General features: G+C 35.0%; 26 protein-coding genes. 20 read left to right on the forward strand and 6 right to left on the reverse strand.

Annotation, left to right across the window (positions count from 1 at the left end; genetic code table 11):
* Positions 1-239: 239 nt before the first annotated feature.
* The 5 genes from ACM39_RS02520 to ACM39_RS02540 form a co-directional block, all read right to left on the reverse strand.
* Positions 240-485 carry a hypothetical protein gene (locus ACM39_RS02520; protein WP_048509421.1) on the reverse strand — a complete coding sequence of 82 codons (246 nt, stop codon included), beginning with the start codon at positions 483-485 and terminating at the stop codon, positions 240-242.
* 156 nt (positions 486-641) lie between these two features.
* Positions 642-1,679 (reverse strand): patatin-like phospholipase family protein, encoded by a 1,038-nt coding sequence (locus ACM39_RS02525; RefSeq protein WP_048509422.1) that lies wholly within the window; start codon positions 1,677-1,679, stop codon positions 642-644.
* Between the two features lie 188 nt (positions 1,680-1,867).
* Entirely contained in the window at positions 1,868-2,368 is a 501-nt protein-coding gene (locus ACM39_RS02530; protein WP_048509525.1) for a M15 family metallopeptidase, read from the reverse strand.
* Positions 2,369-2,491: 123 nt separating this feature from the next.
* Entirely contained in the window at positions 2,492-3,007 is a 516-nt protein-coding gene (locus ACM39_RS02535; RefSeq protein WP_048509423.1) for a hypothetical protein, read from the reverse strand.
* Between the two features lie 63 nt (positions 3,008-3,070).
* The gene (locus tag ACM39_RS02540; RefSeq protein WP_131701394.1) at positions 3,071-3,454 is read right to left on the reverse strand and encodes a hypothetical protein; all 384 of its coding nucleotides are present in this window, start codon (positions 3,452-3,454) and stop codon (positions 3,071-3,073) included.
* Between the two features lie 382 nt (positions 3,455-3,836).
* On the opposite strand from ACM39_RS02540, the gene ACM39_RS02545 reads away from it, so the two are divergent.
* On the forward strand, positions 3,837-4,142 hold the full coding sequence (locus tag ACM39_RS02545; protein WP_048509425.1) for a hypothetical protein: 306 nt from the start codon (positions 3,837-3,839) through the stop codon (positions 4,140-4,142).
* A 19-nt stretch (positions 4,143-4,161) separates the two neighbouring features.
* Positions 4,162-4,392, forward strand: coding sequence for a hypothetical protein (locus ACM39_RS02550; RefSeq protein WP_048509426.1), 231 nt, complete (start codon positions 4,162-4,164; stop codon positions 4,390-4,392).
* A 1-nt stretch (position 4,393) separates the two neighbouring features.
* Here the strand turns inward: ACM39_RS02550 and ACM39_RS02555 are convergent, their stop codons facing one another.
* Complete coding sequence (locus ACM39_RS02555) at positions 4,394-4,816, reverse strand: hypothetical protein (RefSeq protein ID WP_048509427.1); 423 nt, start codon at positions 4,814-4,816, stop codon at positions 4,394-4,396.
* Positions 4,817-5,103: 287 nt separating this feature from the next.
* On the opposite strand from ACM39_RS02555, the gene ACM39_RS02560 reads away from it, so the two are divergent.
* The 18 genes from ACM39_RS02560 to ACM39_RS02645 all read left to right on the forward strand — a co-directional run bounded on the left by ACM39_RS02560 (position 5,104) and on the right by ACM39_RS02645 (position 21,697).
* Positions 5,104-6,282 carry a DUF2586 family protein gene (locus ACM39_RS02560; protein WP_048509428.1) on the forward strand — a complete coding sequence of 393 codons (1,179 nt, stop codon included), beginning with the start codon at positions 5,104-5,106 and terminating at the stop codon, positions 6,280-6,282.
* A gap of 3 nt (positions 6,283-6,285) precedes the next feature.
* Complete coding sequence (locus tag ACM39_RS02565) at positions 6,286-6,720, forward strand: hypothetical protein (protein ID WP_048509429.1); 435 nt, start codon at positions 6,286-6,288, stop codon at positions 6,718-6,720.
* A gap of 2 nt (positions 6,721-6,722) precedes the next feature.
* On the forward strand, positions 6,723-7,046 hold the full coding sequence (locus tag ACM39_RS02570; protein WP_048509430.1) for a hypothetical protein: 324 nt from the start codon (positions 6,723-6,725) through the stop codon (positions 7,044-7,046).
* Positions 7,047-7,263: 217 nt separating this feature from the next.
* A complete protein-coding gene (locus ACM39_RS02575; protein ID WP_048509431.1) occupies positions 7,264-9,552 on the forward strand; it encodes a hypothetical protein in 2,289 nt (762 codons plus the stop codon).
* Between the two features lies 1 nt (position 9,553).
* A complete protein-coding gene (locus tag ACM39_RS02580; RefSeq protein ID WP_048509432.1) occupies positions 9,554-10,201 on the forward strand; it encodes a DUF6046 domain-containing protein in 648 nt (215 codons plus the stop codon).
* The gene (locus ACM39_RS02585) at positions 10,182-11,159 is read left to right on the forward strand and encodes a hypothetical protein (protein WP_048509433.1); all 978 of its coding nucleotides are present in this window, start codon (positions 10,182-10,184) and stop codon (positions 11,157-11,159) included. The genes ACM39_RS02580 and ACM39_RS02585 overlap by 20 nt, the downstream gene beginning before the upstream one ends.
* Positions 11,156-11,632 (forward strand): hypothetical protein, encoded by a 477-nt coding sequence (locus ACM39_RS02590; protein WP_048509434.1) that lies wholly within the window; start codon positions 11,156-11,158, stop codon positions 11,630-11,632. Before ACM39_RS02585 ends, ACM39_RS02590 begins: the two co-directional genes overlap by 4 nt.
* A gap of 49 nt (positions 11,633-11,681) precedes the next feature.
* Positions 11,682-11,840 carry a hypothetical protein gene (locus ACM39_RS19140; RefSeq protein WP_165585080.1) on the forward strand — a complete coding sequence of 53 codons (159 nt, stop codon included), beginning with the start codon at positions 11,682-11,684 and terminating at the stop codon, positions 11,838-11,840.
* A 1-nt stretch (position 11,841) separates the two neighbouring features.
* Entirely contained in the window at positions 11,842-12,123 is a 282-nt protein-coding gene (locus tag ACM39_RS02600; RefSeq protein ID WP_048509436.1) for a hypothetical protein, read from the forward strand.
* Positions 12,107-12,412: a hypothetical protein gene (locus ACM39_RS02605; protein ID WP_048509437.1), complete on the forward strand. Its 306-nt coding sequence runs from the start codon at positions 12,107-12,109 to the stop codon at positions 12,410-12,412. The genes ACM39_RS02600 and ACM39_RS02605 overlap by 17 nt, the downstream gene beginning before the upstream one ends.
* Positions 12,412-13,341, forward strand: a complete 930-nt coding sequence (locus ACM39_RS02610) for a nucleotidyltransferase (RefSeq protein ID WP_228377040.1) — start codon at positions 12,412-12,414, stop codon at positions 13,339-13,341. Before ACM39_RS02605 ends, ACM39_RS02610 begins: the two co-directional genes overlap by 1 nt.
* Positions 13,331-13,789: a hypothetical protein gene (locus tag ACM39_RS02615; protein WP_048509438.1), complete on the forward strand. Its 459-nt coding sequence runs from the start codon at positions 13,331-13,333 to the stop codon at positions 13,787-13,789. The genes ACM39_RS02610 and ACM39_RS02615 overlap by 11 nt, the downstream gene beginning before the upstream one ends.
* On the forward strand, positions 13,789-14,631 hold the full coding sequence (locus ACM39_RS02620; protein WP_048509439.1) for a hypothetical protein: 843 nt from the start codon (positions 13,789-13,791) through the stop codon (positions 14,629-14,631). Before ACM39_RS02615 ends, ACM39_RS02620 begins: the two co-directional genes overlap by 1 nt.
* 4 nt (positions 14,632-14,635) lie before the next feature.
* Positions 14,636-16,357, forward strand: coding sequence for a hypothetical protein (locus tag ACM39_RS02625; protein WP_048509440.1), 1,722 nt, complete (start codon positions 14,636-14,638; stop codon positions 16,355-16,357).
* A gap of 140 nt (positions 16,358-16,497) precedes the next feature.
* A complete protein-coding gene (locus ACM39_RS02630; RefSeq protein WP_048509441.1) occupies positions 16,498-18,213 on the forward strand; it encodes a hypothetical protein in 1,716 nt (571 codons plus the stop codon).
* 221 nt (positions 18,214-18,434) lie between these two features.
* Entirely contained in the window at positions 18,435-19,739 is a 1,305-nt protein-coding gene (locus tag ACM39_RS02635) for a Y-family DNA polymerase (protein WP_228377041.1), read from the forward strand.
* A gap of 259 nt (positions 19,740-19,998) precedes the next feature.
* The gene (locus ACM39_RS02640; RefSeq protein WP_048509443.1) at positions 19,999-20,856 is read left to right on the forward strand and encodes a hypothetical protein; all 858 of its coding nucleotides are present in this window, start codon (positions 19,999-20,001) and stop codon (positions 20,854-20,856) included.
* A 10-nt stretch (positions 20,857-20,866) separates the two neighbouring features.
* Positions 20,867-21,697, forward strand: a complete 831-nt coding sequence (locus ACM39_RS02645; protein WP_228377042.1) for a hypothetical protein — start codon at positions 20,867-20,869, stop codon at positions 21,695-21,697.
* Positions 21,698-21,703: the final 6 nt, after the last annotated feature.

Here is a 21,703-nt window from a genome sequence, read left to right on the forward strand (position 1 = left end):
GATTCTCCTTTATTTTTTTGAGTGGTTTTCAGGAAAATTTCCACGATTTGATTTTAATTTTTGTGTTTCATTTAATATGTTTTTAGTATTTATTTTAAACACAGTTCTGGCTGTCCAACATTTTGTGAATGGTGAATTCAAAAGGATTTTTGTAAAGTATAAATGGTTGTTTTGTGTTTACTTATATCTCAAAGGTAATGTTGGAAAGCGACAGAACCTGACGTGTTTTATGAATATATTTAAAAAATATCTTTTTCAATAGTCTCATTTTCAAAATCTTCACGGAAGAAATTCTCAATGTCACTAAGGTAATTTTCGTAATCTATTTCTGCATTTTCAATGTCGATCCATTCAATGGTATAAAGATCTTCATCGAAAACTATATCTTGGTTGTGATTTGGTGTTTCCATGTTTTTCAGGTTAAGTTGTTGGTTGAAGTTTGAATATATTTTTAGCTGTTCAGCACTTGTTAATGTCGAATTCAAAAAGGTATTATAAGTTTTAAAGATTATTTTTTGTGTCTTGTTTATATTTCAAAAGTATTACCCAAAAGCGACAAAACTTGACGTGTCTAAAAAAGTTTTTTAAAATTTTAATTATAACTTTAAAAGCTTATATAAACTGTTTATAAGCAAAAAAGCTTATATTTTATTTTTGATTAATTTCTGGACAATTTGATTCAAAACTTCTCTGTTCTCATCGATATAACTTAACCCTGCTTGTATAAGATTTTCAATATTAGAACGTTTTACATTATCCATTGATGGAGAAGCGCTTTTCAACGAAGGATTTAGTCGATAATAATTTTTCTGATTTCTTAATCCTAAAGTTTGAAACATTTGACAAAGCTGATAATCTACGGTTTCAGCGTTTGCAGACATTAAAATATCAATTATGGGATTTACCCAACCAATTTTTCCGGCTTTTTCCAATTTTTTGAATGAATAAGATCTTGCTTCAATTCCGGTTCCGATAGAGATGATAATCATGTCGTTTACCGTTGGATGATTGGCTTTCTGATGATTTTTTAAAACTTCGGCAAAAGGAGTTTTTCTTGCTTCGGCATAAGCACAAAGTGTAGGATTATTAGCAAACATTCCGCCATCAATCAAGCTGAATATTTGTCCGTACATTGATTTTATCTGAACAGGCGTAAAATAAGTTGGAGCCGCTGAGGTGGCTCTGCAAACATCTTTCACGTAAAAATTATCTGTGCTTAAGCTCGCTTTACACGAGTTGAAAAGTTTTGCTCTTCGATTTTCTATATCATAACTTGTTATTAAGCATGGTTTTATGAGTTCTTTTAATTCTAAATTTCCAAAAAAGTCATTCAAGTTTTTTTCAAGTGCTTCCTGAGAAATTTTTTCATTCAGTAATCCGAACGGATTGACTAATCTTTCCCAGAAAGAAACCTGAAATATATCGCCACCTTTTTCAGCATATAATTCCAGCCCTTTCTGGATAGAATATTTTGCTCTCCGGTGTTCATCGGGGCATAAAATGATTGATGCAATCAAAGCTCCCGTACTGCTTCCCGCAACCAAATCAAAATAATCACCGAGTTTGGCACTCGGTTTATCGTGAATTTGTAATTGCTCCTCAATATAGCGTAAAATAATGCAGGTAATGATACCTCTGATTCCGCCGCCGTCCAAAGAAAGAATGGTTGTTTTTTTCATGTGAATTTTACCTGTTTTTTAAGAATACTTGGCAACCTTAGACAAGTAAAACCAATAGATTTCCGAAAAATGTCTATTGGTTTTAGCTTATATATTAATTGCTTTTGGTGTTTTTCTTGTAAAGTAAAGATAGGACGGAGAAGCGACAGAACGTGTCGTATTATAATTTAATTTCAAATAAATGAGAATTAAATTATCACATACCCATTCTTATCCCTAGCCATTTTCAGCAGTGTTCTCCATGTTGCTTTTACGGGCCCTTTTTTTGTATCAATTTCCTTTTTTTCAAAGTGAGGAAGGTCTTTAAAGGTCTTCCAGTTTCCGCCCCAATCCCAACCGTGTTTCGCGAAAATTTTTACACATTCATACCAATCGGCTACTTTGTCGTTGTCCCAATCTTTTGCTGTATCCCAGCTTGCGGTTTTGCCGTCAATCATCAGACAGATATCAACGGCAAGACCATAATTGTGAATACTTTGACCGGCTTTTGCATTGGTAACTTTTTTACCTGACGTAATTCTTCCGATGGCATATAGTTTTTCCTGCTCCTCAAAACTTCTTAATCCTTGAGTAATTCGGATTTTTGCTCTTCCGGTAAGGGCTTCATCACATTCTTTAATAATTTGCATTACCTCGTTTCTTACGACAGGATGGAGCTTTTCTATTCTCTGTAAAGTAATTTTATCCATAATTCTGATTTTTTTTATGATTTTGAAAAGCAAAATTAAATACAGCGTACGACAAAACTTGACGTATCTTATATAAATAAAAAGGTCACCCGAATTGAGCAACCTTTTTTATTTTTTTAAGAATTAAATATCTTCTACAATGAGTGTAGTTTCATTTGTAACCGGGTCGTAATACCATTTTGCCTGTGTAAGTACACCATATACATAATCTGTAAAATTGCTCCAGCCACACATATTTTCACCCATTGGGAAATCAGGATCCGGAGTTGAATTGATTGTTCCTGCATATCTTGTTTGAAACCAATAAAAATGCCAACGGGTTATATTTCCTAGCGTGATTAATAACCCTGATGGGACAGGAACATTAGTCGCTCCAACTGTAGAAGTGGTTCGTACACTCCAATTATTAATAGGAACAGTTGCCATATTACTAAGATTAAAAGATTTGATGTCTACTAAGGCTCCGGCGGGAACATTATATGATGTAAAAACTTCAGGAAGACAGTTACCCGGGCTGGTTCCATTGGCATATAACCTGCCCACAAGGTCATAACTGGAGTAATTGTAAATATGTAAAGGCCCTTGTGCAAAACTTGCAAAGCCTAAAAACAAGGCAACAAGATATATAAGTTTTTTCATAGAATATAGTTAAAAGTTATTGGTTTTTTTAATTTTTATCTGAAGTGGAGAATTTGATTAAGATTAGTTTTCAGATTTAATTCTTTTTTGGATGTTATTATATTTTTCAAAATATAATTTTGTAGCCAGTGAAATTGTTTTTTCTCTGCTGTCGGCTGTTCTTGCGGCTAATTCTTTTTCTGAAATTCCATCGGAAATGATGAGCTGTTTTGCGGCTAAATATAGAATTTGTTTACTCTTTTCATTGAGCTCTGTAGGATTCTTGCTTTTAGCTTTTTCTTCCGGAGTAGATTGATTTTCGCGTTTCACAAGACTTTTCAATGCGTTGTCGAAATTTACCATCTCATCAGATTTCATACTTTCAGGATTGTTCACGGCCATATTTTCGGTAGAACAAGAAAACATACAAAATCCGAATACTATCAAAGATAGAATTTGTTTTTTCATAATTATTTTTTGATTTTGTTTAACATTTATAAAATTAAATAATTTTTCAATAAGTGGTGATTTTATTTAATGAATAATTAATTGGTTGTGTAATTTAACGGCTGAAAGATTATTTTTTTATCATATTGCTTTAAACTTCAAAAAGTTAGATTTGAAATTTATCTTGATTTCTAATAAATGATTCAAATTTATTTTATTACGACAGGTTTTGACGCTTTCCATTTTCATCTTTGCTTCAAGAAAAACACGATAACTTATCTACATTAGAAATGAAGAAAATACAATCTGTGGCTCCTTACTCATCTTAATCTTCATTAAATAGCCAAATCAAAATTTCGTGTATAAACCAATCAACAAAATATTAATCTGAATTTTAAAAAAGATGGAAATTATTAATTATGAAAATTCTACACTGGCCCTGGACAGTATTTACAATGTCCTGAGCTGGTACGACAGAGTATCACTACATACTTATATGCAGGGAAAAAGTTTGGTTACAACTAATGCAACAAAACTTTTAAAATTTGTGAAAAAACAAGAATGGTACCCTCCGAAAATGAGATATAATCAAAACAATCTGCTAGAATATTACGATCCAAAAGCAGAAAATTGGCTGCTTGCCACTCAGTATATTAAAAATCATCCGGGATTAACGACTCAGATTCAGGAATATCTAAATAAATTCTAAACTAAATTAACAAACATTTATGAAAAGCACAAAACAATCATTAGGAGCTAAAAGAAATAAATTGCTTCGTTATCAGCAGGTGATGGATGAGTTTAATAAGCATGACTGCAGATATACTCCCATTACCGTTATCTGGAGGGAATTTATATATCCGAAATTTCACATCAGCAGGGATACTCTATACCGTATTCTGAATACTTCAATAGAAGAGGAGCTTGAAAAAACAAATACTCCTCATTCTTTTTCTTAGTTTATATATTAATTACTTCAAAAGTATAAATGACTTTATATATTATCATACCATTATTGCGCTTTAAACGCTTATAATCATTTCTTTTTAGTACAGAACAGTTTTCTAAAGGAGAAAAACCATGCAATGCTATGTGTACTTTTTCCATAAGGTCATGTTCTATCCAGTTTTCATTTGTGGTATCCATTCTTGGATTTGCAATGTTGAGCTTCAATCTGAATTTCCCTGTTTGCCTGTTTTTTGGCGTTTGGCTCGGATCTTTTCCAAGATCATTATAAAATCCTCTTGAGATATTATAAATGCAGCAAGGCCAGTTCATGGTTACTAACGGATCAGTATTTAACTGTCCCCAATCTTCTCCAATATAATTGAATTCTGTAATGGTAGAAAGGCGAGTCTGAATACTCTCTAAAATTGTCTTCATATGTATATATAATTAATTTGAATGATGCAAAACTCTGCTAATTTGATTTGGGATAAAATATTGAATAAGAAAGCCGTACAGCTTAGTAAGAATATCTTACAGGTGTGTCTGCAAATCTGACAACTCTTTCCATATGAAGTTTTAACGACGCAACTTTGCTTCAGAAAACGAGAGAGAATTACCAAAATTTAAATTTTAAAGAGATGCTCGAATTTCAAAAAGCAACTATAAATAAGTTGTAAAATTCTGTAAAAAATAATTTAAAAAAACTTGTAAAAACAAAGTAAATGAACGGAGTAAAATTTGTAAGAGAAAATGGCGGTTTAAACAGATTATTATCTGGTGAAGACCACATTTCCGGATTAGTAGTTATCGGCGAAGGAGCAATTGAAAGCCAGATGGTACTTTCTGTTGAAGAACTTGCTGAAAAAGGAATTACGGTGGAAGATACACCGGTACTGTATTATCAAATCAATGAATTTTTCAGGATTAATCCTGGTGCAAAATTGTATGTAAAAGGAGTAGCAACCTCAGACGGAACGTACTCAGAAGTAAAACAATTACAAAACTTTGCCGAAGGTAAGCTGAGAAGAGTTGCAGTTTGTGATTTCAAGAGAGAGGCATCAACACTTGCTACTGCTGTTGCTAATCTTAACCAGGTAGCAAAAGATCTAAGAGCATTAAACATTCCATTAAGCACATTCTTATCAGTAAAAGTTGCTGCTCAGGATATGGCGACTTTACCAGATGTACACACTCTGAATGCTGAAAATGTGAGCGTTGTATTAGGCCAGGATATGGGAGGATTCGGTCGTTATTTATCAGGGGCAAATCCATCTTTAAGTGCAATCGGAGCTGTATTGGGAGCTAGCTCAAAAGCAAAAGTATATGAATCTATCGCTTGGGTAGAGAAACAAAACTTAGTTTCAACAGCATATTCAAAATCATTGGCTAATAATAATGATTTAGCAAGAGAAATGGATGTTTTAGGATTTTGTGACGGGTCTTTATTAGGTTCTTACACACCTCAACAGATCCAGGCTATCAATGACAAAGGATATATTTTCGGGGTAAAATATTCAGGACAGGCTGGTTCTTATTTCAACGACAGTTTTACAGCAACCGAAATGGATGATGATTTTGCTTATATCGAAAACAATACTACGGTTGATAAAGCAATCAGGGAAATCAACAGAGTCTTAACACCTAAAATTTCCTCACCGGTATACATCGATCCGGATACAGGATACCTTGAGAGCTCGTCTGTAGCATCTTTGGAAGCATTGTGCGATGATGTGCTTGACCAAATGGTAAGAGACGGAGAAATCAGCGGTTACAAAGTGTATATCAACCCTGCACAACAGATTTTGAGAGATTCAAAACTTGAGGTGGTATTAAAAATTGTTCCTGTGGGAACGTTAAGAGAAATTACTGTAAAAATAGGTTTAACATTAACAACTAACTAAAAAATGGCATTAGAATTAGAACCATTAATCAACGGAAGAGAATATGGCTGGAGTGATATCGTGGTAAATATCGGAGGTGTTCCGGTAACGGGTATCAGAGCCGTAAAGTATGAAGAGGAACAGGAAAAAGAAAACATTTATGGAGCGGGTAGAAACCCTGTAAGCAGAGGCTATGGAAGGGTAAAAGCTACAGCATCTATTACATTGCTTTCAGGAACCCTTTTCGCCCTAAAATCTAAAGCTCCGAAAGGTCAGCTTCACAGGATTGCGCCATTCAGCGTTATTGTAAGCTATCAGCCTGAAGCAGGACCAATCGTGACACACGTATTGAAAAATGCTGAGTTCAAAAAAACAACCTTCGACTGGAAAGAAGGTGATATGAGCAAAGAAGTGGAACTTGAACTTTTAATCTCTCACATCGTAGATAAATCTTTATAAAAATGAGTACTGAAAAATTAATTTGTGGGTTAAACGAAACCCAAATTACTGAATTAAAAGCCCAACATGGGCTTTTAATTGAAGGAACTGTGAAACAAGGCGACAACGAATATAAAGCCATCTTCAAAGAGCCGGATTTTAAAACCTTGGAAGCAACCGGAGCTATTGCAAAAAATAATGAAATCAAAGGAACAAAAGCCCTTTTTGATAATTGTCTTGTAGCTGCTGACGATGCCATCAAACAAAGAGATTTTCTTCAGTTGAAAGCCGTAGAGTGTGTTGCCAATCATATGAATTCTTTTAGCGTTTCCGTAAAAAACTTGTAAGCTCGCTAGACGGCGAGCATAGTGAATACGAACGCTGGAAAGGGGACGCCCTTATACGTTCTAATTTCCAGATAGATCCTGAGAAACTTAGGCTTTCTCATTGGGCAAAACTCTACGCACAGGCAATGTGGCTGGAGAAATGGAGATTAGAAAATCAGGCTGAAATTTTAAGCAGCCTGTTTGGTAAAGAATAACAAAAAGAATTTTATGATAAACAATGGATACAATATTTAATTTAGAAGCATTACGAAGTGTGTATATTTTCAAGGATTTGAATAATAGCATCAAGGACGTAAATACTTCGCTTGAAAAAACAACAAAAGGCATTCAGTCTTTATCCGATTCTTTTTCCTCTTTTACCAAGTCTTCTATTGAAAAAGTAAAAGAATTATCATCAGAGTTTAAAGAACTGACACAAAACATAGGCAAACCTCAGGTTGCCACAATTTCTTTTGACACTTCAGGAGCGATGAACGAATTTTCAAAAATAAGTTCAATGGCTCAAGGTTTTTCTGAATTATCTTATAAAGAAATTTTCAGCCAAACAAGAATTCTTAACTCTAATTCAGGTAATACATCTGAGGAAAAAAGGGAAGATAAAGAATCTCTTTTTGATAAGATTATAGATGTTATTAATAAGTTAGGAGAAGCTTCAGAATCAATAGGAAAGGTTCTGGATCTTATAGAAAGGATTATTGGAAAGGGAAAAAATAAAGGTTCTTCATCTGGTTCTGAAGGTGGAGTGGAGTTTATACCTGCTATTGTAGAAAGCATTGGAGGGTTAATACAAAAAGCTTTACCGAGGCTAAGGACAATATTTACAGCTATGAGAGCCGGTTTATCCGGCGTCATGGCCTCTATTGGAGAAGTTGGTGCTGCATTATTGGCAATTCCAGGACTTGGAGAAATTCTTTTGGTTGTAGCGGCTGTTGTAGCTTTAATAATTGCAATCAAGCAGCTTTGGGAACATTCGCGACGGTTCAGGGAAATGATTGGTTACATTGAAGGAGCTGGAAAAGCAGCATTTCATAATATTGGGATTTATGTTACAAGACTTTGGGAATTAGCTATAAAACCTCTTATTAAAATTGTTGTTTCAGGTTTTACAGAACTCTTTTCCTTTGTGGTAAATATTGCAAAAGGAGCATGGGAAGGAATGGTAATCGCCTTTAATCTTGCTGTTGAGGTAATTCAAATGGTGTGGAATGGTTTTGTTACAGGAATTAAAATAGCTTTTGGTACTATTGTGCTTACTGCTAAATTAACCTGGTCAGGTATGGTAACTACCTTTAATATAGGTGTTGAAACATTAAAAACAATGTGGAACGGGTTCGTTTCTGGTTTTAAGATAGCTGTCTCAGTTGTCGTAAATTCAGCAAAAGCTGCCTGGAACGGAATTGTTTCTTCTTTCAACTATATGATTTTAGGTTTCAAAATCGCGTGGAATGGAATGGTCTCTGGGTTTAAACTTGTTTTTTCAGGTATTCTAAACTTCGCAAAGGCCGTCTGGAACGGAATTGTTTTAGCCTTTAATTATGCTGTTTTAGGATTAAGGGAAGGCTTTTCAGTTGTAGCAAATATTTTCAAAGGCTTTTGGTCAGGCATTACGACTGTTTTTAAAAATATTGCGATTGCGTTTAGAGCGGTTGTAGCTTCAATTGCATCAGCATTCAGAGCTGTGTTTTCTTTTATAGGAAGTCTTATTGAGGCTATTTGGTCAGGAGTAGTTTCTGTCTTTAGTACATTTTGGAAGTTTATTGTTTCCCTTTTCAAAAGTGTTGTTTCAGTATTTAAAGCAATATGGGTTACAATTGTTTCGGTATTTAAGGGTATCTGGAATATGGTAGTCGGAGTTTGGTCAGGATTAGTAGATATTTTCTCAAAATTCAAAGCATGGATTTACGACTCTATTTTAAATCCTATTATTGAAACATTTAGCAGTGTATGGACTTGGATTATAAAGCTATTTAATACGGTTATCGATAAAATCACGGGACTATTTGCTCCAATTAAGAAATTATTAAAGGAAATTTTCTCATCTGAAGGAACTATAAATTTGGATGAAGCCGGGAAAGCAGGAGCTAAAAACAGAGGTGCCGAATTTGATGACGAAAAGCTGAGAGAGAAAATTGCAAATGACAGAGAAGCTGCAGATAAAAAAGGAGGAAAGGGAGAGGGAAAGCCTAAAAAAGAAGATGCATTTGGAGGAGATATATTTAATACTAAGCTGGAAAGACAATTAAATACGAGAAACTTCGGAGCTTCAGCCTTGAATAGCGTTCAGTCTAGAAATTCGGCCTTTGGAGGAAAAGGAAGCATGGGTTTCGGAACCGGAATGGGCGGACAAAAATCTGTAGGAAATCTTAATATCACAAAATTAATTGAGAATATGAATATCTACAACCAAAACAATACAATGAGCAAAGAAGCTATCATTCAGATGGTAAGAGAGGCTTTACTGACAGCGGTTGCAGACTTTACATTGGCTCAGAAAGACAATTATTAATATGGAAAAGTTTACATCATTTCAGTTTCCACCATTGGAAAAAACGGTAAAAAGTGCGGGAGTTAATTTGTCTTATAAATTTGGGATGCAGACATCAAAACCTCTTGTTAATAAAGACAAATTAGAGCCTTCATTCAATGAAATTGCTGACAATATGGGAGTTCCGACTCTTTCCAGCCTGATTATTACCAATAAAGAAGGAAAGTCTTTCGAATTTGTAGATTGTATCATGACGGTAAATCAGGAAAAGAATATTGTAACCACAGCTTTGCAGGGTAGAGACGGGACCATTAAAGAATATATCAGCAAAGGTGATTATAATATCAGCATTATGCTTGGGGTTGTTAATTATGCAGATATCTACATCCCGAATATCATTACAGGGCTAGGAACGGATGTTACCTATGCCTCGGCGGAATATCCGCTTGAGAGAATCAGGGAATTTCATGAGATTTTAGCTTCTGAGGAAACACTTAGTGTAGCATCTCCGTTCCTATCTATTTTTAAAATAGAATCTGCTGTGGTAAAATCCTATGCCTTAGAACAGGAAACCTTTGGTAACAGACAAAGTATTAAAATAGAAATGTTATCCGATTATCCTTATGAAATCAAACTAAAAGAACAGAAAGATGTTGAGGTTAAAAAGTAAGATTACAATAGAAGGAGAAAGAACCTGGATTTTCGATGCCGTGAATAATTGCTCTATTGTGCAGGATATTACAAGCCTTACAGATACGTGTGAATTAACCTTACCTAAAAAAATAGTTTGGCAGGGTTTAGTGAATGATAATTTCAAGACACCTCTCAAAAGAGGGGATAAAGTAACAGTAGAACTGGGATATGACGAAGAGCTGAAAACAAGATTTACAGGTTTTATCAAAACAGTGGATGCTAAAACACCGGTTGTCATAAAGTGTGAAGACAGTATGTTTCTTTTAAAGCAAAAGAAAGTAGAACCGAGAGCTTTTAAGACAGCTTTGTTAAAAGAGGTAATGGATCATATTTTAAAAGATACAGGAATAGATTTCAAACTGGTTGATGATACGCTGAAAGTAGGGAATTACAGAATTTCAAAATCTACTATTGCTGATGAACTGCAGGAATTGAAAGAAAAATATATGCTTAATTCCTATTTCAGAAATATCGAGGGGAAAAACGTTTTGTATGTAGGACTTATCTATCCTTTAGACAACCGTGAGAAATACAGGTTTGTCTATGGTAAAAATATTATTTCAGAAAACTTTGAATATCAGGATAAAGAGGAAATAAAGGCGAAAGTCGAAGCTATGAGTTTTGACAGTAAGCATAAAAAGACAGAAGTAGAGCTTGGAGATAAAGATGGAGATGTTATTAAAATAAGAATCGACGGATTAAGTGAAGCTGAGCTTAAAAAATATGCACAGGAATCACTGGATAGATATAAGCAGGGAGGTTTGAAAGGATCTTTCGAAACCTTCGGTCAGCCCGAAGTCAATACCTGTGATATGGTTGAAATATTTCCCAGTGAAGAAAAAAGCGGAGTTTATTTAATTAAAAAAAATGAAATCTCATTCGGAATAAATGGCTATCGCCAGAAAATCGAATTGGGGCAACCTTTATCACCATGAAAGATATAATTCAGGCTTTGGCCGCTACAGGAGATGAAATCTACGCAAAAATTTGTGAAGTACTGGAAGTTGACGGAGAAAACAAAACTGCAAATCTCAGACCTTTGGATGGGACTGCAGATATCCTGGATGCCTATCTGGTAACTGATGATGCAAACGGATCTATGTATCTGGAGCCCGCTAAGGGCTCCTTAGTTTGCGTTGTTTTTATCAGCAAGCAAATTGCGTGTGTAGTGAATCCTTCTGAACTTAAACAGTTTAGAATTAAAATAAAAAATGTCGAATTTCAAATGGATCAGGACGGATTTTTACTAAAAAAAGAATCCGAGACATTAAAAAAATTAATGGGAGATCTTATCAAAGAAATTCGAATGATGAAATTCACTACCAATACAGGAAGCACGATACAGCTCGTAAATGATCCTCAGTTTTCACTCATCGAAGATAGATTCAAAAAATTTTTAAAAGATTAAAAAAATGGCTATTTCAGAACAAAGACTTAAACAGAAGATAAAAGAAGCAATGGAATCTTGCCAAGAGGAAAAAGACGATCCTAACGGCTCTCTCGACAAAATAGCCGGAGCAATAGCAAATGCAGTGATCGAAGAACTGAAAGCTGCCGTTGTTACAGGTACATGTCCTCCAAACGGAGGTCCATTAACTCTCGGAAAAATAACATAAGATGAAGGATTTTATTTTAGAAGATTATGACTTAAACATATCAGGGGGAGATTTTGTAATCGGGGAAAGTGATTCTCAGACAGTAGAGTTTGTACTAATGAGTAAGCAGGGTGAATGGAAACAATATCCGGAAACGGGATGCGACATAGGAAAGGCTCAAAATGGCAGTATTAATGTTTTGCTGGAGCGTAATATCAGGGTGCAGATGCAGGCGGACGGATTCGATATAGAAAAATTGAAAATAATAGAAACAGGGATAGAAATTAATGGAAAATACAGCTGATTTTAAAGTATACGAACAACAGATCTGGGAAGATATTTCTATTTATCTGTACGGAAAAGCCGATTATGCAATGGATTTGGCTATACTCAATAATATGTCTGTTACAGAAGATATTGCACCTGGGAAAATGATAAAGATTTTTACAGATAAAGAACTTAATCGGTTGGTGCTGTATAGTTTACAAAGTAATAATTCTGTTCCTGCTACAGCCGTAGATCTTTCCATGATTGAAGCCGAACCAGAGGGTATCGGATATTGGATAATCAAGAAAAATTTTATAGTAAAATAATGGCACGAAAAATAGAAGAAATACAGCAAAGCATCCTTTTTGCCAAAAATACCGAGCAGGCATTAAGTGATCTTTCAACAACAAGTAAAACAGGCATCTGGCAACTTTGGATATATATCGTCTCTGTTGCTATCTGGACACTGGAAACTCTTTTTGATAAGCATAAAGATGAGGTAAACGATGCTCTTGCTCAGCTGACGCCCCATTCTCCGAGATGGTATCGTAATAAGGCATTAGCATTTCAGGATGGTTTTGCTCTTATTAAAGACAGTGATGTTTTCAGATCAGATTATTATGATATACAGACAAATAAGTGGATTCCGGCAACGGAAGAACAAATTCAAAACTCTAAAATTATAAAGTATTCTGCGGTTACTGAAGCTGAGCTCGAAAGTAGATTGATCATCAAAATTGCCACGGAAAAAGACAATGAGCTCAGCCCGATCTCAAATGATAAAAAAGTCAATTTTGAGAAATACATAAACGAAATAAAAGATGCCGGAGTAAGAATTACAGTGGTGAATTATGAGCCGGATATTTTAAAATTACAATTGAAAATTTTCCGAAATCCCCTTGTTTTGGATGCAAATGGAACAAGGATTATGAGTGGTTCGGGTGGAAATAAGCCTGTAAAAGAGGCTATCCAACAATATATGAAAGAACTTCCTTTCAATGGAGAATTGGTTTTAGCTCATTTGGTAGATAAGCTTCAAAAAATTGAAGGGGTGGAAATTCCTCACATTTTAGGAGCCTCCACAAGATGGATAGATTCTTCTACAGGTGAATATGGTAGTTTTAGCGGAATAGACGTGAAAAAAATTCCGAGTTCAGGATATTTTAAAGTTGTTTTTGCAGAAGATTTAAACCCAGATGATCCGGATTATCAAGATCAATTATTAAACGCAAGTACAATAGATTATGTGGTATAATGTAGATTTTACAAAATTACCGGTACGGTTGCTTCCTACATTTTTAAGGAAGGCCAAAATGGTAGCTTGGATAACATCATTATGTTATCCGATAGAAGAATTATATGATTCTTGGAGTACAAACCGTACCGATAATTTATTTAAGCTGAAACATAACGGACAAATCTGTTATCTAAGACATGCTCTTAATTTTGAGTTTGATCCGAAAGACAACGGAATCAAAATAGAAGAGGGGAACCAATATAAGTACCAATATATTTATTTGGAGAACGTACAACCCAGATTTTTAGGTACCATCTATCTTTATCAGGATTCCGATTATGGAGATACAGGAGTAGACTTTATTGTAAAAGTTCCTAAAGGGCTTATCTATGATGACTACAAAATGAGAAAAACAATAGATTTTTATAAACTGGCGTCTAAACGCTATAAAATTGAACAATACTGATGAATAAATTTGATTTTAATCAGATAGGAGGATTTCCTCTTTCAACAAATATATTAGATGGCATTCAGACAGCGTATTCGTTGTTTAATGCTTTAGGAGAAATTGCAGGTAATTTTGCCATTATTTCAGGATGTAATGTTAATGGAAGTACTGTTTCTGACGGTACTGTATACATTAATGGTGAGATCCTGGAATTCAGAGGAGGTCTTTTGGGAGCGAATGTTATTATCTTACAGGAACCGGAAAGTAGAGTTTTTGAAAGCGGTGAAAATAAAGTTATCTTACAGAAAAGATATGTTACTTTCGGTTCAAGCGTTACAAGTTATCCTTGGGCAGATTTCAAGAGGGTCTTTCCTACTATACAAATCCAAAGCTTCAAAGATAATTTTGAAGCAAGGCTTGCTGCTCTTGAAAATAAACCATCACCTATTCCCATCGGAATGATTGCCATTTGGAATAAACCTTCCACAGTTGCTATACCAACAGGTTGGCAAGAATGTACAGACCTTCGGGGACGTGTACCTGTTGGTTGGGATCCAAGTGATAATATAGATTTTGGTGTAATTGGGAAAGCAGATGGAGAGAAAAGAGTAATATTAACACAGCCTCAGCTTCCAAATGCTCGTCTAAAAACTTTTAGAAATGTAACAGTTGATGGATGGGGTTCTAATTATGGCCCCTATCCTGCTGTTCGTGTAGGGTCGGGGGGATATGAAAATTATTTTATCACTGGGACTTGGCAAGAACCTGATGTTTATCAGACGTCTCCCTTAGGAAATGGAGAATCTCACAATAACCTTCAACCTTACCGTGTCATTCGTTTCATTGAATATATAGGATAAAGATATGAGCACAGATAAAACAATATTAAAAAGCTGGTTTGTCACAGCGGCAAAGCCAACCCAAGATCAATTTTGGGCATGGATGGACAGCTATTATCATAAAAACGAACTCCTTTCCATGAATTCTATTTATGGATTAGAGAACATTTTGGCCAACAAAGCAGAAGCTTCTGCACTACAATATTTGGCTGTTAAAGATGGAAGCAATATTGAAAACCCGGAACAATGGAAAGATAAGTTAGATATTACTTTATTAGATTCCAATAAAGCTAATAAAGATGCAACAGAATTATCTCCCGAAAATGTTGAAGCATGGAGGGGAACATTAGGAGTCGGAAATTTGCCGAAAAAAAATATTGCGACTAATGATGGAGAAGATGATGACGGAAATCCGATTTCCGGAACTTCTTATACAAAAGAACAAAGTGATGAAAAATATTATAAGAAAGTAGATGCTCAATATTTTAATTCAAACTATGTTTTGCTTGCAGACGGAACTCCGAAAGCTGCAGGAGATTTGGGTAAGAATATTGCCAATTCATCTCTTACATCCGTAGCGGGAGCAGGAATGACCTTAGGTTCTGCTTATACTTGGAATACGGCGGGTCAATATTTTTACATTACCGGACTTGCAGATAAAGTAAATGAATCTTCTTATAGCAATGTGATGCTTCAAAATGCATCCGGACAATTAGGATATGGGAATCTCACTCAATTGTTTATGAAATTTCCGGAATCTATGACTGTTACTCAAAGAAATGACTGGATTTCAAAAATGAATGTAGATATCGCGAATACTTATTTACAATTAATCACCGTAATTGATGGAAATTTTATTAATGGAACTACAGATTCTGTAATTACTATTTACGGATTGAATATAAATAGACTTCAGGGGCTTGATCAGGTGACAATGGAACTAATTGGCCCGGATGGAAATCCTGTTCCGGATAATATGTTTGATGTAATTTCTTATTCTGTAAACAATAATAGTGAATTGGCCGTAAGTTTTCATTTCGAACCCTCTTATATCTTTATGACTGGAGAATATACTTTAAAAGTTATTCGAAAACTTGTCATCCTTGGAGAGATAGGTATTACGGCATATAATAGTTATTCGGATCAGGTAATGTCTGATTCTGAGTTTAACATTATAAATAATGGATTAACAGAAGCAACATATTCTAATGGTATTCTTAATGTATCTGGAGTAACTTCTGGAGCTAACGCTATTATGAAAAGTATAAATCCTCTACCTGCAATTTCAGACTACGATATAATGTATTCCATATCAGGGACGTTTATCGGAGCAAACTGGGGAGCAGCAGATCAAAGCAGATCATTGTACTTTTACTCTGGATTATCTCTTGGAGCTGGAACTTCAGTTCATATTGGAGGACAGGCTGTTCCCATATATGGACAATTGGGGCTTAATAGAGCAGGATCATTTAGAATTATGTCTGGTGTGGCCCAGGCTCTTGGTTATAATGTCGAATCTACCGGATCAGTCCAGCTTGCAATCAGCCTTAAAATAGACATTCAAAAAAGAGGACAGAGATATAAAGTGGTCATCTACAAACAAGATGATGATAGTTTGTTATATGCAGGATTGTTTAATAATACAAACAATGATCCGATGTACTTTTATACTCAGTTTGTAAAATCCGGATATGGAGCATCAATGTCTAGTACTTTAACAGCATTGACGAAAAGAACATATATTTAAAGTTCCTGAACGTATTCCAAATCATCTTCTGATTTAAATTTTATCGTCCGTTACTTCAGATATAGTAACGGATGGTAATATTATTTTTTTAATGAAAATTTTTCATGGAGAAAATTAACTCCAATCCATAAATATAAATCATGAGCACAGATAAAACAATATTAAAAAGCTGGTTTGTCACAGCGGCAAAGCCAACCCAAGATCAATTTTGGGCATGGATGGACAGCTATTATCATAAAAACGAACTCCTTTCCATGAATTCTATTTATGGATTAGAGAACATTTTGGCCAACAAAGCAGAAGCTTCCGCATTACAATATTTGGCTGTTAAAGATGGAAGCAATATTGAAAACCCGGAACAATGGAAAGATAAGTTAGATATTACTTTATTAGATTCCAATAAAGCTAATAAAGATGCAACAGAATTATCTCCCGAAAATGTTGAAGCATGGAGGGGAACATTAGGAGTCGGAAATTTGCCGGAAAATATTGCGACTAATGATGGAGAAGATGATGACGGAAATCCGATTTCCGGAACTTCTTATACAAAAGAACAAAGTGATGAAAAATATTATAAGAAAGTAGATGCTCAATATTTTAATTCAAACTATGTTTTGCTTGCAGACGGAACTCCGAAAGCTGCAGGAGATTTGGGGAAAAACGTGGCAAATTCTTCTTTAACATCTATTGCAGGAGCTGGTCTTACTTTGGGAGCAGACTGGACGATGAATACTTCAGGACAAAAATATTCCGTTACAGGATTAAATGATGTCTCAAATGATTCAGCATTCAATACAATATTAGCTCAAAATCCAGTGGGAAGGGTAGGAAAAACAAATGGGAAACAGCCTTTTCTCAATTTGCCGTCAATTTTGTCTGATGGTGAAAAAACAGCATGGAAAACAGCAATGAACGGAGGTTGGACTACAAATACAATGAGTGTCGCAAATGTATTCCCTAATATTATAAAATCCGTTAATTACGGTATTTTCATTACTATTAATGGGGCTAATCTTAATATTAATCCAAGTACTGCAGCTGTTAGTTTGGTCGATAATGTCTCAGGGGCTGAGACAATTATCCCTAATTCTCAGATTACATATGGTGATCCGAATTTGATTTCTATTTGGTTCAAGCCCAATACTTTTGCAGATGGTGAATATACCATTAAAATATTTAATGGTGTTGCCACAGTACAAACGAGTGGAATTAATAATATTATCATTACCAACAATGCAAACTCGGTTGATACAAGTACTCTTGCATGGGATAAACTGGCTTATACTCAATCTGAAGCCGATCGTGTAATACAGATTAATGGAAGTACAATAGATTTTGTAACAAATGCCAATAACAAACCTTTAGGATCTGATTTTGGCGTAGTTGCTTCTGCCAAATCAAGTCAAATATTTACGGGGTCAGATAACTTTTCTTTGAAGGGATATATGATATTAACAGGGAATATAAGTTTACTGGGGGGAGGGCTGCTAGGCCTGATTAATTCAAATAATAGCAATAATTTGGCTATTGATCCTTTGGTTTCATTAAAAATTACTATTGAAGGTAATAATTGGGCAGACGTTAGAAAATCACTTAATGAGCAATCATCTGTTCGAATTTACGAAATCCCAAATTACAATCAGGTACGTGTGGACTTTGTTATTTCAAAAAGAGATAATATGGCGAGTATCAGTGTAAATCATAGTACTGCCTATAATAATACAACCCAAATTTATCAGACCGTTCAAAAAACCATTCCCGAAGATATTCCTTTGTCAATAGGTTTTAAAGGTCTTAATACTAATAGTACTTCTGTTGCCGTAAAAACGGTATTGGAAGAGGTTTATAAATTCTAGCCTGACATGGAATTTTTATCGAAGTTAAAATTTAAATAAAAAACCTCAGTTATTGAGGTTTTTTTGTTTAAAATATTTGAAACAAAAACCTTATAATAAAGAATTATATACGACAAAACTTGACGCATTTTAATTTATTTATGTTATTGAAAATCATTTGGTTAAACTTAGTGTTAAAATTGTGACTAAACATAATATTCTACTTTAAAAGTCATAATTTTGTGTTTTCAAATGCTTATTATCTGGTCATGTATGCTTTAGTAGATTGCAATAATTTTTTTGTTTCCTGTGAAAGGACCTTAGACTCTTCGCTCGAAAACAAACCCGTTGTGGTGCTTTCCAATAACGATGGCTGTGTTGTATCCCGAAGTAAGGAAGCAAAAGATTTAGGAATTCCGATGGCGGCTCCTGCTTTTAAATATAAAGAGCTTTTTAAAGAACATGATGTAAAATGTTTTTCCGCAAAATTTGAGTTATACAACTTTAAAAGCCAACGCGTTATTGAAATTTCAACAGCCTATGTGGATAAACGTGATTTTGAGGTATATAGTATTGATGAATTGTTTTTAGATCTTAAGAGTTTTAAGTATATCAATATTTATGATTACTGTGCTGAGATTAAAAATGAAATAAAAAGCAAGGAAAATATTCCTGTAAGCATTGGTATTGCACCTACAAAAACATTATGTAAAGTTGCTAACAAAATCGTGAAAGATTTTCCGGAAAAATTTCAGGATATTTATGTACTGGATACACCCGAAAAAATTGAAAAAGCTTTAAAATGGCTCAATATTGGTGATGTTTGGGGAATCGGAAGACGGCTTGCCGTAAAAATGCAGGATAATGGCGTTCACAAAGCCTGGGATTTACTTCAAAAGCCTGAAATGTGGGTTCGTAAGATGATGGGAATTCATGGAGTCCGAATGATGAATGAACTAAAGGGCATTCGTCAATTGGAATTAGGAACCCCTTCTCCAAAAAAATCAATTGCTGTGACCCGAAGTTTTATGGAAATGTTAACCAAGAAAGAAGACGTTCGTGAACGGGTAGAAACTTTTGGGATGTATTGCTCCGAAAGATTGAGAAAACAAAATACCTGTTGCAAAATAGTGACGGTTTTTGTTCAGACGAATCGGTTTCGAAGTGATTTACCAGAATATAAGAATGCAATAACTCAGGTTCTTCCCAATCCTACCAATTCCTCTATTCTCATCGGAAGAGTTGTTAATGAGCTTTTTGAATCTATTTATAAAGAAGGGTTTCATTATAAAAGAGCGGGAGTTATTGTAAATGATTTTGTTCCGGAAGGGGAAAGGTTGATCAATCTTTTTGAAGAAGACGCTCAAAATCAGCACCTGCCTGTAATGAAGGCTATGGATGCAATGAATAAAAAATTTGGAAAAGATAAAGTACGTTTGGGAAGTATGAGCGGAGAGAATACTTTTGGACGGGCAAAATTATCTCCGGAATATGAAGCTTTTTTAAAAAACAATATACTTCCCGAAGCTAATTTTAGGTTTCATTAAATCATTTTAGACTAATTTGTTTATTTAGTTTGGGATATTAATTTAAATTTCCTGTAAAATCCTGTTTTTGTTTTTCTATAAATTATTAAAATTCCGAATTTTAGTAGTAGAAAAAAATCTATTTTGATGCATAAGTTGCATTATTTCAATGTTTTAACCTCTGTCTTTCTTCCTTTGCCTATTAAATGGATTGTGGATATATGGAACCTTGGTGTTATCTTTGCAACAGAGTTCTAAATTCTAAAAAAACAAAAATGTTATGAAAAATTTCAATGCTTTTATTGATAAAAGCGTATTAATTATTTTATTTTCTACTTCGTTTCTTAACAATGTTAACGCGCAAATAGGGATTAATTGCCCTAATCCTCTGGCGAAATTTCATGTTGATGGTGGTAAGGATAATCCTAACACAGGTTTTCCCAGCAGTAGCCAGCTATCAAATGATATTGTTGTTACCAATGCCGGTTTTGTTGGAGTAGGTGTATTAAACCCCAATGTAAAACTTGATTTAAGGTCGGCCGGATTACAAAATGCAATCGGATTAGGTACTACCACTATGAGTGCTAATGCAGCAGGAGCAGGGGCGGTCAGATATGAGCCGGTTTCATCAAAAATTCAGGTTTCGGACGGAAGTGTCTGGGAGGCTGCCATAGTTTTACCTACAAAAGCTGTCGTTGTAGCAAGAATGACCAGCCCGTTTACTGTAAGTGCTAATGCAGACGTTAATATAACCGGTTGGAACGAAGTCAGAGACTTGTCAAACAGCTTTGATCCTGTTATGGGAATTTTTACAGCCCCGAGAGATGGAGTCTACACTTTTTTAATGACCTATAATTTTGTTTCAGGACCTGTAGCCAATTCTTCTGAAGTAACCAGTCAATTTTACAGCCCGAGTACAAATTCTATTTTAGCACGTTCGTTTAAAACCTTTGCCCGTGCTAATGAAGATGCCCAGGTAGGAGGTTCGGCAACCATTACTTTAAGGCTGTTTGCTAACCAGACCGTACGCCCGCAACTACGTCAAAATATAACTTCCACATCTCGGGCATTAAGAATGAATGCAGACTGGACAAACCCTGATGCCGGGTTTAACAACCTCACAATTATTGAACATTAAAAACCAAATTATGAAAATCTTATATAAAGCACTTTTTTTTATTCTATTTTTTTCTGTCACTATACTGCGCGCGCAAGTTGGGATTTATACAAACACTCCTTTACGCCCACTTCATATAGATGGTGGAAAAGATAATAGCAGTACGCCTACCACGCCACAGATATTGAATGATGTAGTAGTTACCTCTGAAGGAAAATTAGGTGTGGGGCTTTTAGATCCAAAAACTAAAGTAGATATCCGTTCTGCTGATCAGAAAGGTATTATTGGCTTGGGAACCAGTACGCAAACCCCTGCAGAGGCAGGTCCGGGAGCAATACGATATAGTACGGGAAATATTATTCAGTACTCTGATGGGCTGGGCTGGCATAATCTTCCGATGGCTTTACCGCCAAAAGCATTGGTTTTGGCTAATAAAAGCAGTAGCCTGCTATTACCTAATAATACAACCACAACCGTGGGCGGATGGGCAGTACTTACTGATTCCCAATCTGATTTTAATAGTACATCAGGTACTTTCAAAGCACGCCGGGCGGGGTTTTATATTGTTTCATTCAATGTAACACTGGCAGAAGCTAATATTGCCCAAAATTCAAGAATAGAAACGATTATTGAAAGCAGTGTTTCAACAAATAATATTCAGATATATAGAAGTGTAAATTCATATCCTGCCTGGGATGTTGCGACAGTCAGTAATATTGTAGGAGGCAATTGCACGGCTATTTTTAATTTATCCGCAGGAGATACAATTCAATTCAAAGTATTTCATAATCTGGGCGGTGGCAGGAATATAGACACGTCGAACAGTGGAACGAATAACAGTATCAGTATTTACGAACTTTAAATTAAC

This window comes from Chryseobacterium sp. FH2 (assembly GCF_001045455.1).
Classification (GTDB): domain Bacteria; phylum Bacteroidota; class Bacteroidia; order Flavobacteriales; family Weeksellaceae; genus Chryseobacterium.

Excerpts from the sequence above, each read along its gene's own strand:
- ACM39_RS02525 (WP_048509422.1), bottom strand. The coding sequence starts at position 1,679 with ATGAAAAAAACAACCATTCTTTCTTTGGACGGCGGCGGAATCAGAGGT.
- ACM39_RS02530 (WP_048509525.1), bottom strand. The coding sequence starts at position 2,368 with ATGGATAAAATTACTTTACAGAGAATAGAAAAGCTCCATCCTGTCGTA.
- ACM39_RS02535 (WP_048509423.1), bottom strand. The coding sequence starts at position 3,007 with ATGAAAAAACTTATATATCTTGTTGCCTTGTTTTTAGGCTTTGCAAGT.
- ACM39_RS02540 (WP_131701394.1), bottom strand. The coding sequence starts at position 3,454 with ATGAAAAAACAAATTCTATCTTTGATAGTATTCGGATTTTGTATGTTT.
- ACM39_RS02545 (WP_048509425.1), top strand. The coding sequence starts at position 3,837 with ATGGAAATTATTAATTATGAAAATTCTACACTGGCCCTGGACAGTATT.
- ACM39_RS02550 (WP_048509426.1), top strand. The coding sequence starts at position 4,162 with ATGAAAAGCACAAAACAATCATTAGGAGCTAAAAGAAATAAATTGCTT.
- ACM39_RS02555 (WP_048509427.1), bottom strand. The coding sequence starts at position 4,816 with ATGAAGACAATTTTAGAGAGTATTCAGACTCGCCTTTCTACCATTACA.
- ACM39_RS02560 (WP_048509428.1), top strand. The coding sequence starts at position 5,104 with ATGAACGGAGTAAAATTTGTAAGAGAAAATGGCGGTTTAAACAGATTA.
- ACM39_RS02565 (WP_048509429.1), top strand. The coding sequence starts at position 6,286 with ATGGCATTAGAATTAGAACCATTAATCAACGGAAGAGAATATGGCTGG.
- ACM39_RS02570 (WP_048509430.1), top strand. The coding sequence starts at position 6,723 with ATGAGTACTGAAAAATTAATTTGTGGGTTAAACGAAACCCAAATTACT.
- ACM39_RS02575 (WP_048509431.1), top strand. The coding sequence starts at position 7,264 with ATGGATACAATATTTAATTTAGAAGCATTACGAAGTGTGTATATTTTC.
- ACM39_RS02580 (WP_048509432.1), top strand. The coding sequence starts at position 9,554 with ATGGAAAAGTTTACATCATTTCAGTTTCCACCATTGGAAAAAACGGTA.
- ACM39_RS02585 (WP_048509433.1), top strand. The coding sequence starts at position 10,182 with ATGTTGAGGTTAAAAAGTAAGATTACAATAGAAGGAGAAAGAACCTGG.
- ACM39_RS02590 (WP_048509434.1), top strand. The coding sequence starts at position 11,156 with ATGAAAGATATAATTCAGGCTTTGGCCGCTACAGGAGATGAAATCTAC.
- ACM39_RS19140 (WP_165585080.1), top strand. The coding sequence starts at position 11,682 with ATGGAATCTTGCCAAGAGGAAAAAGACGATCCTAACGGCTCTCTCGAC.
- ACM39_RS02600 (WP_048509436.1), top strand. The coding sequence starts at position 11,842 with ATGAAGGATTTTATTTTAGAAGATTATGACTTAAACATATCAGGGGGA.
- ACM39_RS02605 (WP_048509437.1), top strand. The coding sequence starts at position 12,107 with ATGGAAAATACAGCTGATTTTAAAGTATACGAACAACAGATCTGGGAA.
- ACM39_RS02610 (WP_228377040.1), top strand. The coding sequence starts at position 12,412 with ATGGCACGAAAAATAGAAGAAATACAGCAAAGCATCCTTTTTGCCAAA.
- ACM39_RS02615 (WP_048509438.1), top strand. The coding sequence starts at position 13,331 with ATGTGGTATAATGTAGATTTTACAAAATTACCGGTACGGTTGCTTCCT.
- ACM39_RS02620 (WP_048509439.1), top strand. The coding sequence starts at position 13,789 with ATGAATAAATTTGATTTTAATCAGATAGGAGGATTTCCTCTTTCAACA.
- ACM39_RS02625 (WP_048509440.1), top strand. The coding sequence starts at position 14,636 with ATGAGCACAGATAAAACAATATTAAAAAGCTGGTTTGTCACAGCGGCA.
- ACM39_RS02630 (WP_048509441.1), top strand. The coding sequence starts at position 16,498 with ATGAGCACAGATAAAACAATATTAAAAAGCTGGTTTGTCACAGCGGCA.
- ACM39_RS02640 (WP_048509443.1), top strand. The coding sequence starts at position 19,999 with ATGAAAAATTTCAATGCTTTTATTGATAAAAGCGTATTAATTATTTTA.
- ACM39_RS02645 (WP_228377042.1), top strand. The coding sequence starts at position 20,867 with ATGAAAATCTTATATAAAGCACTTTTTTTTATTCTATTTTTTTCTGTC.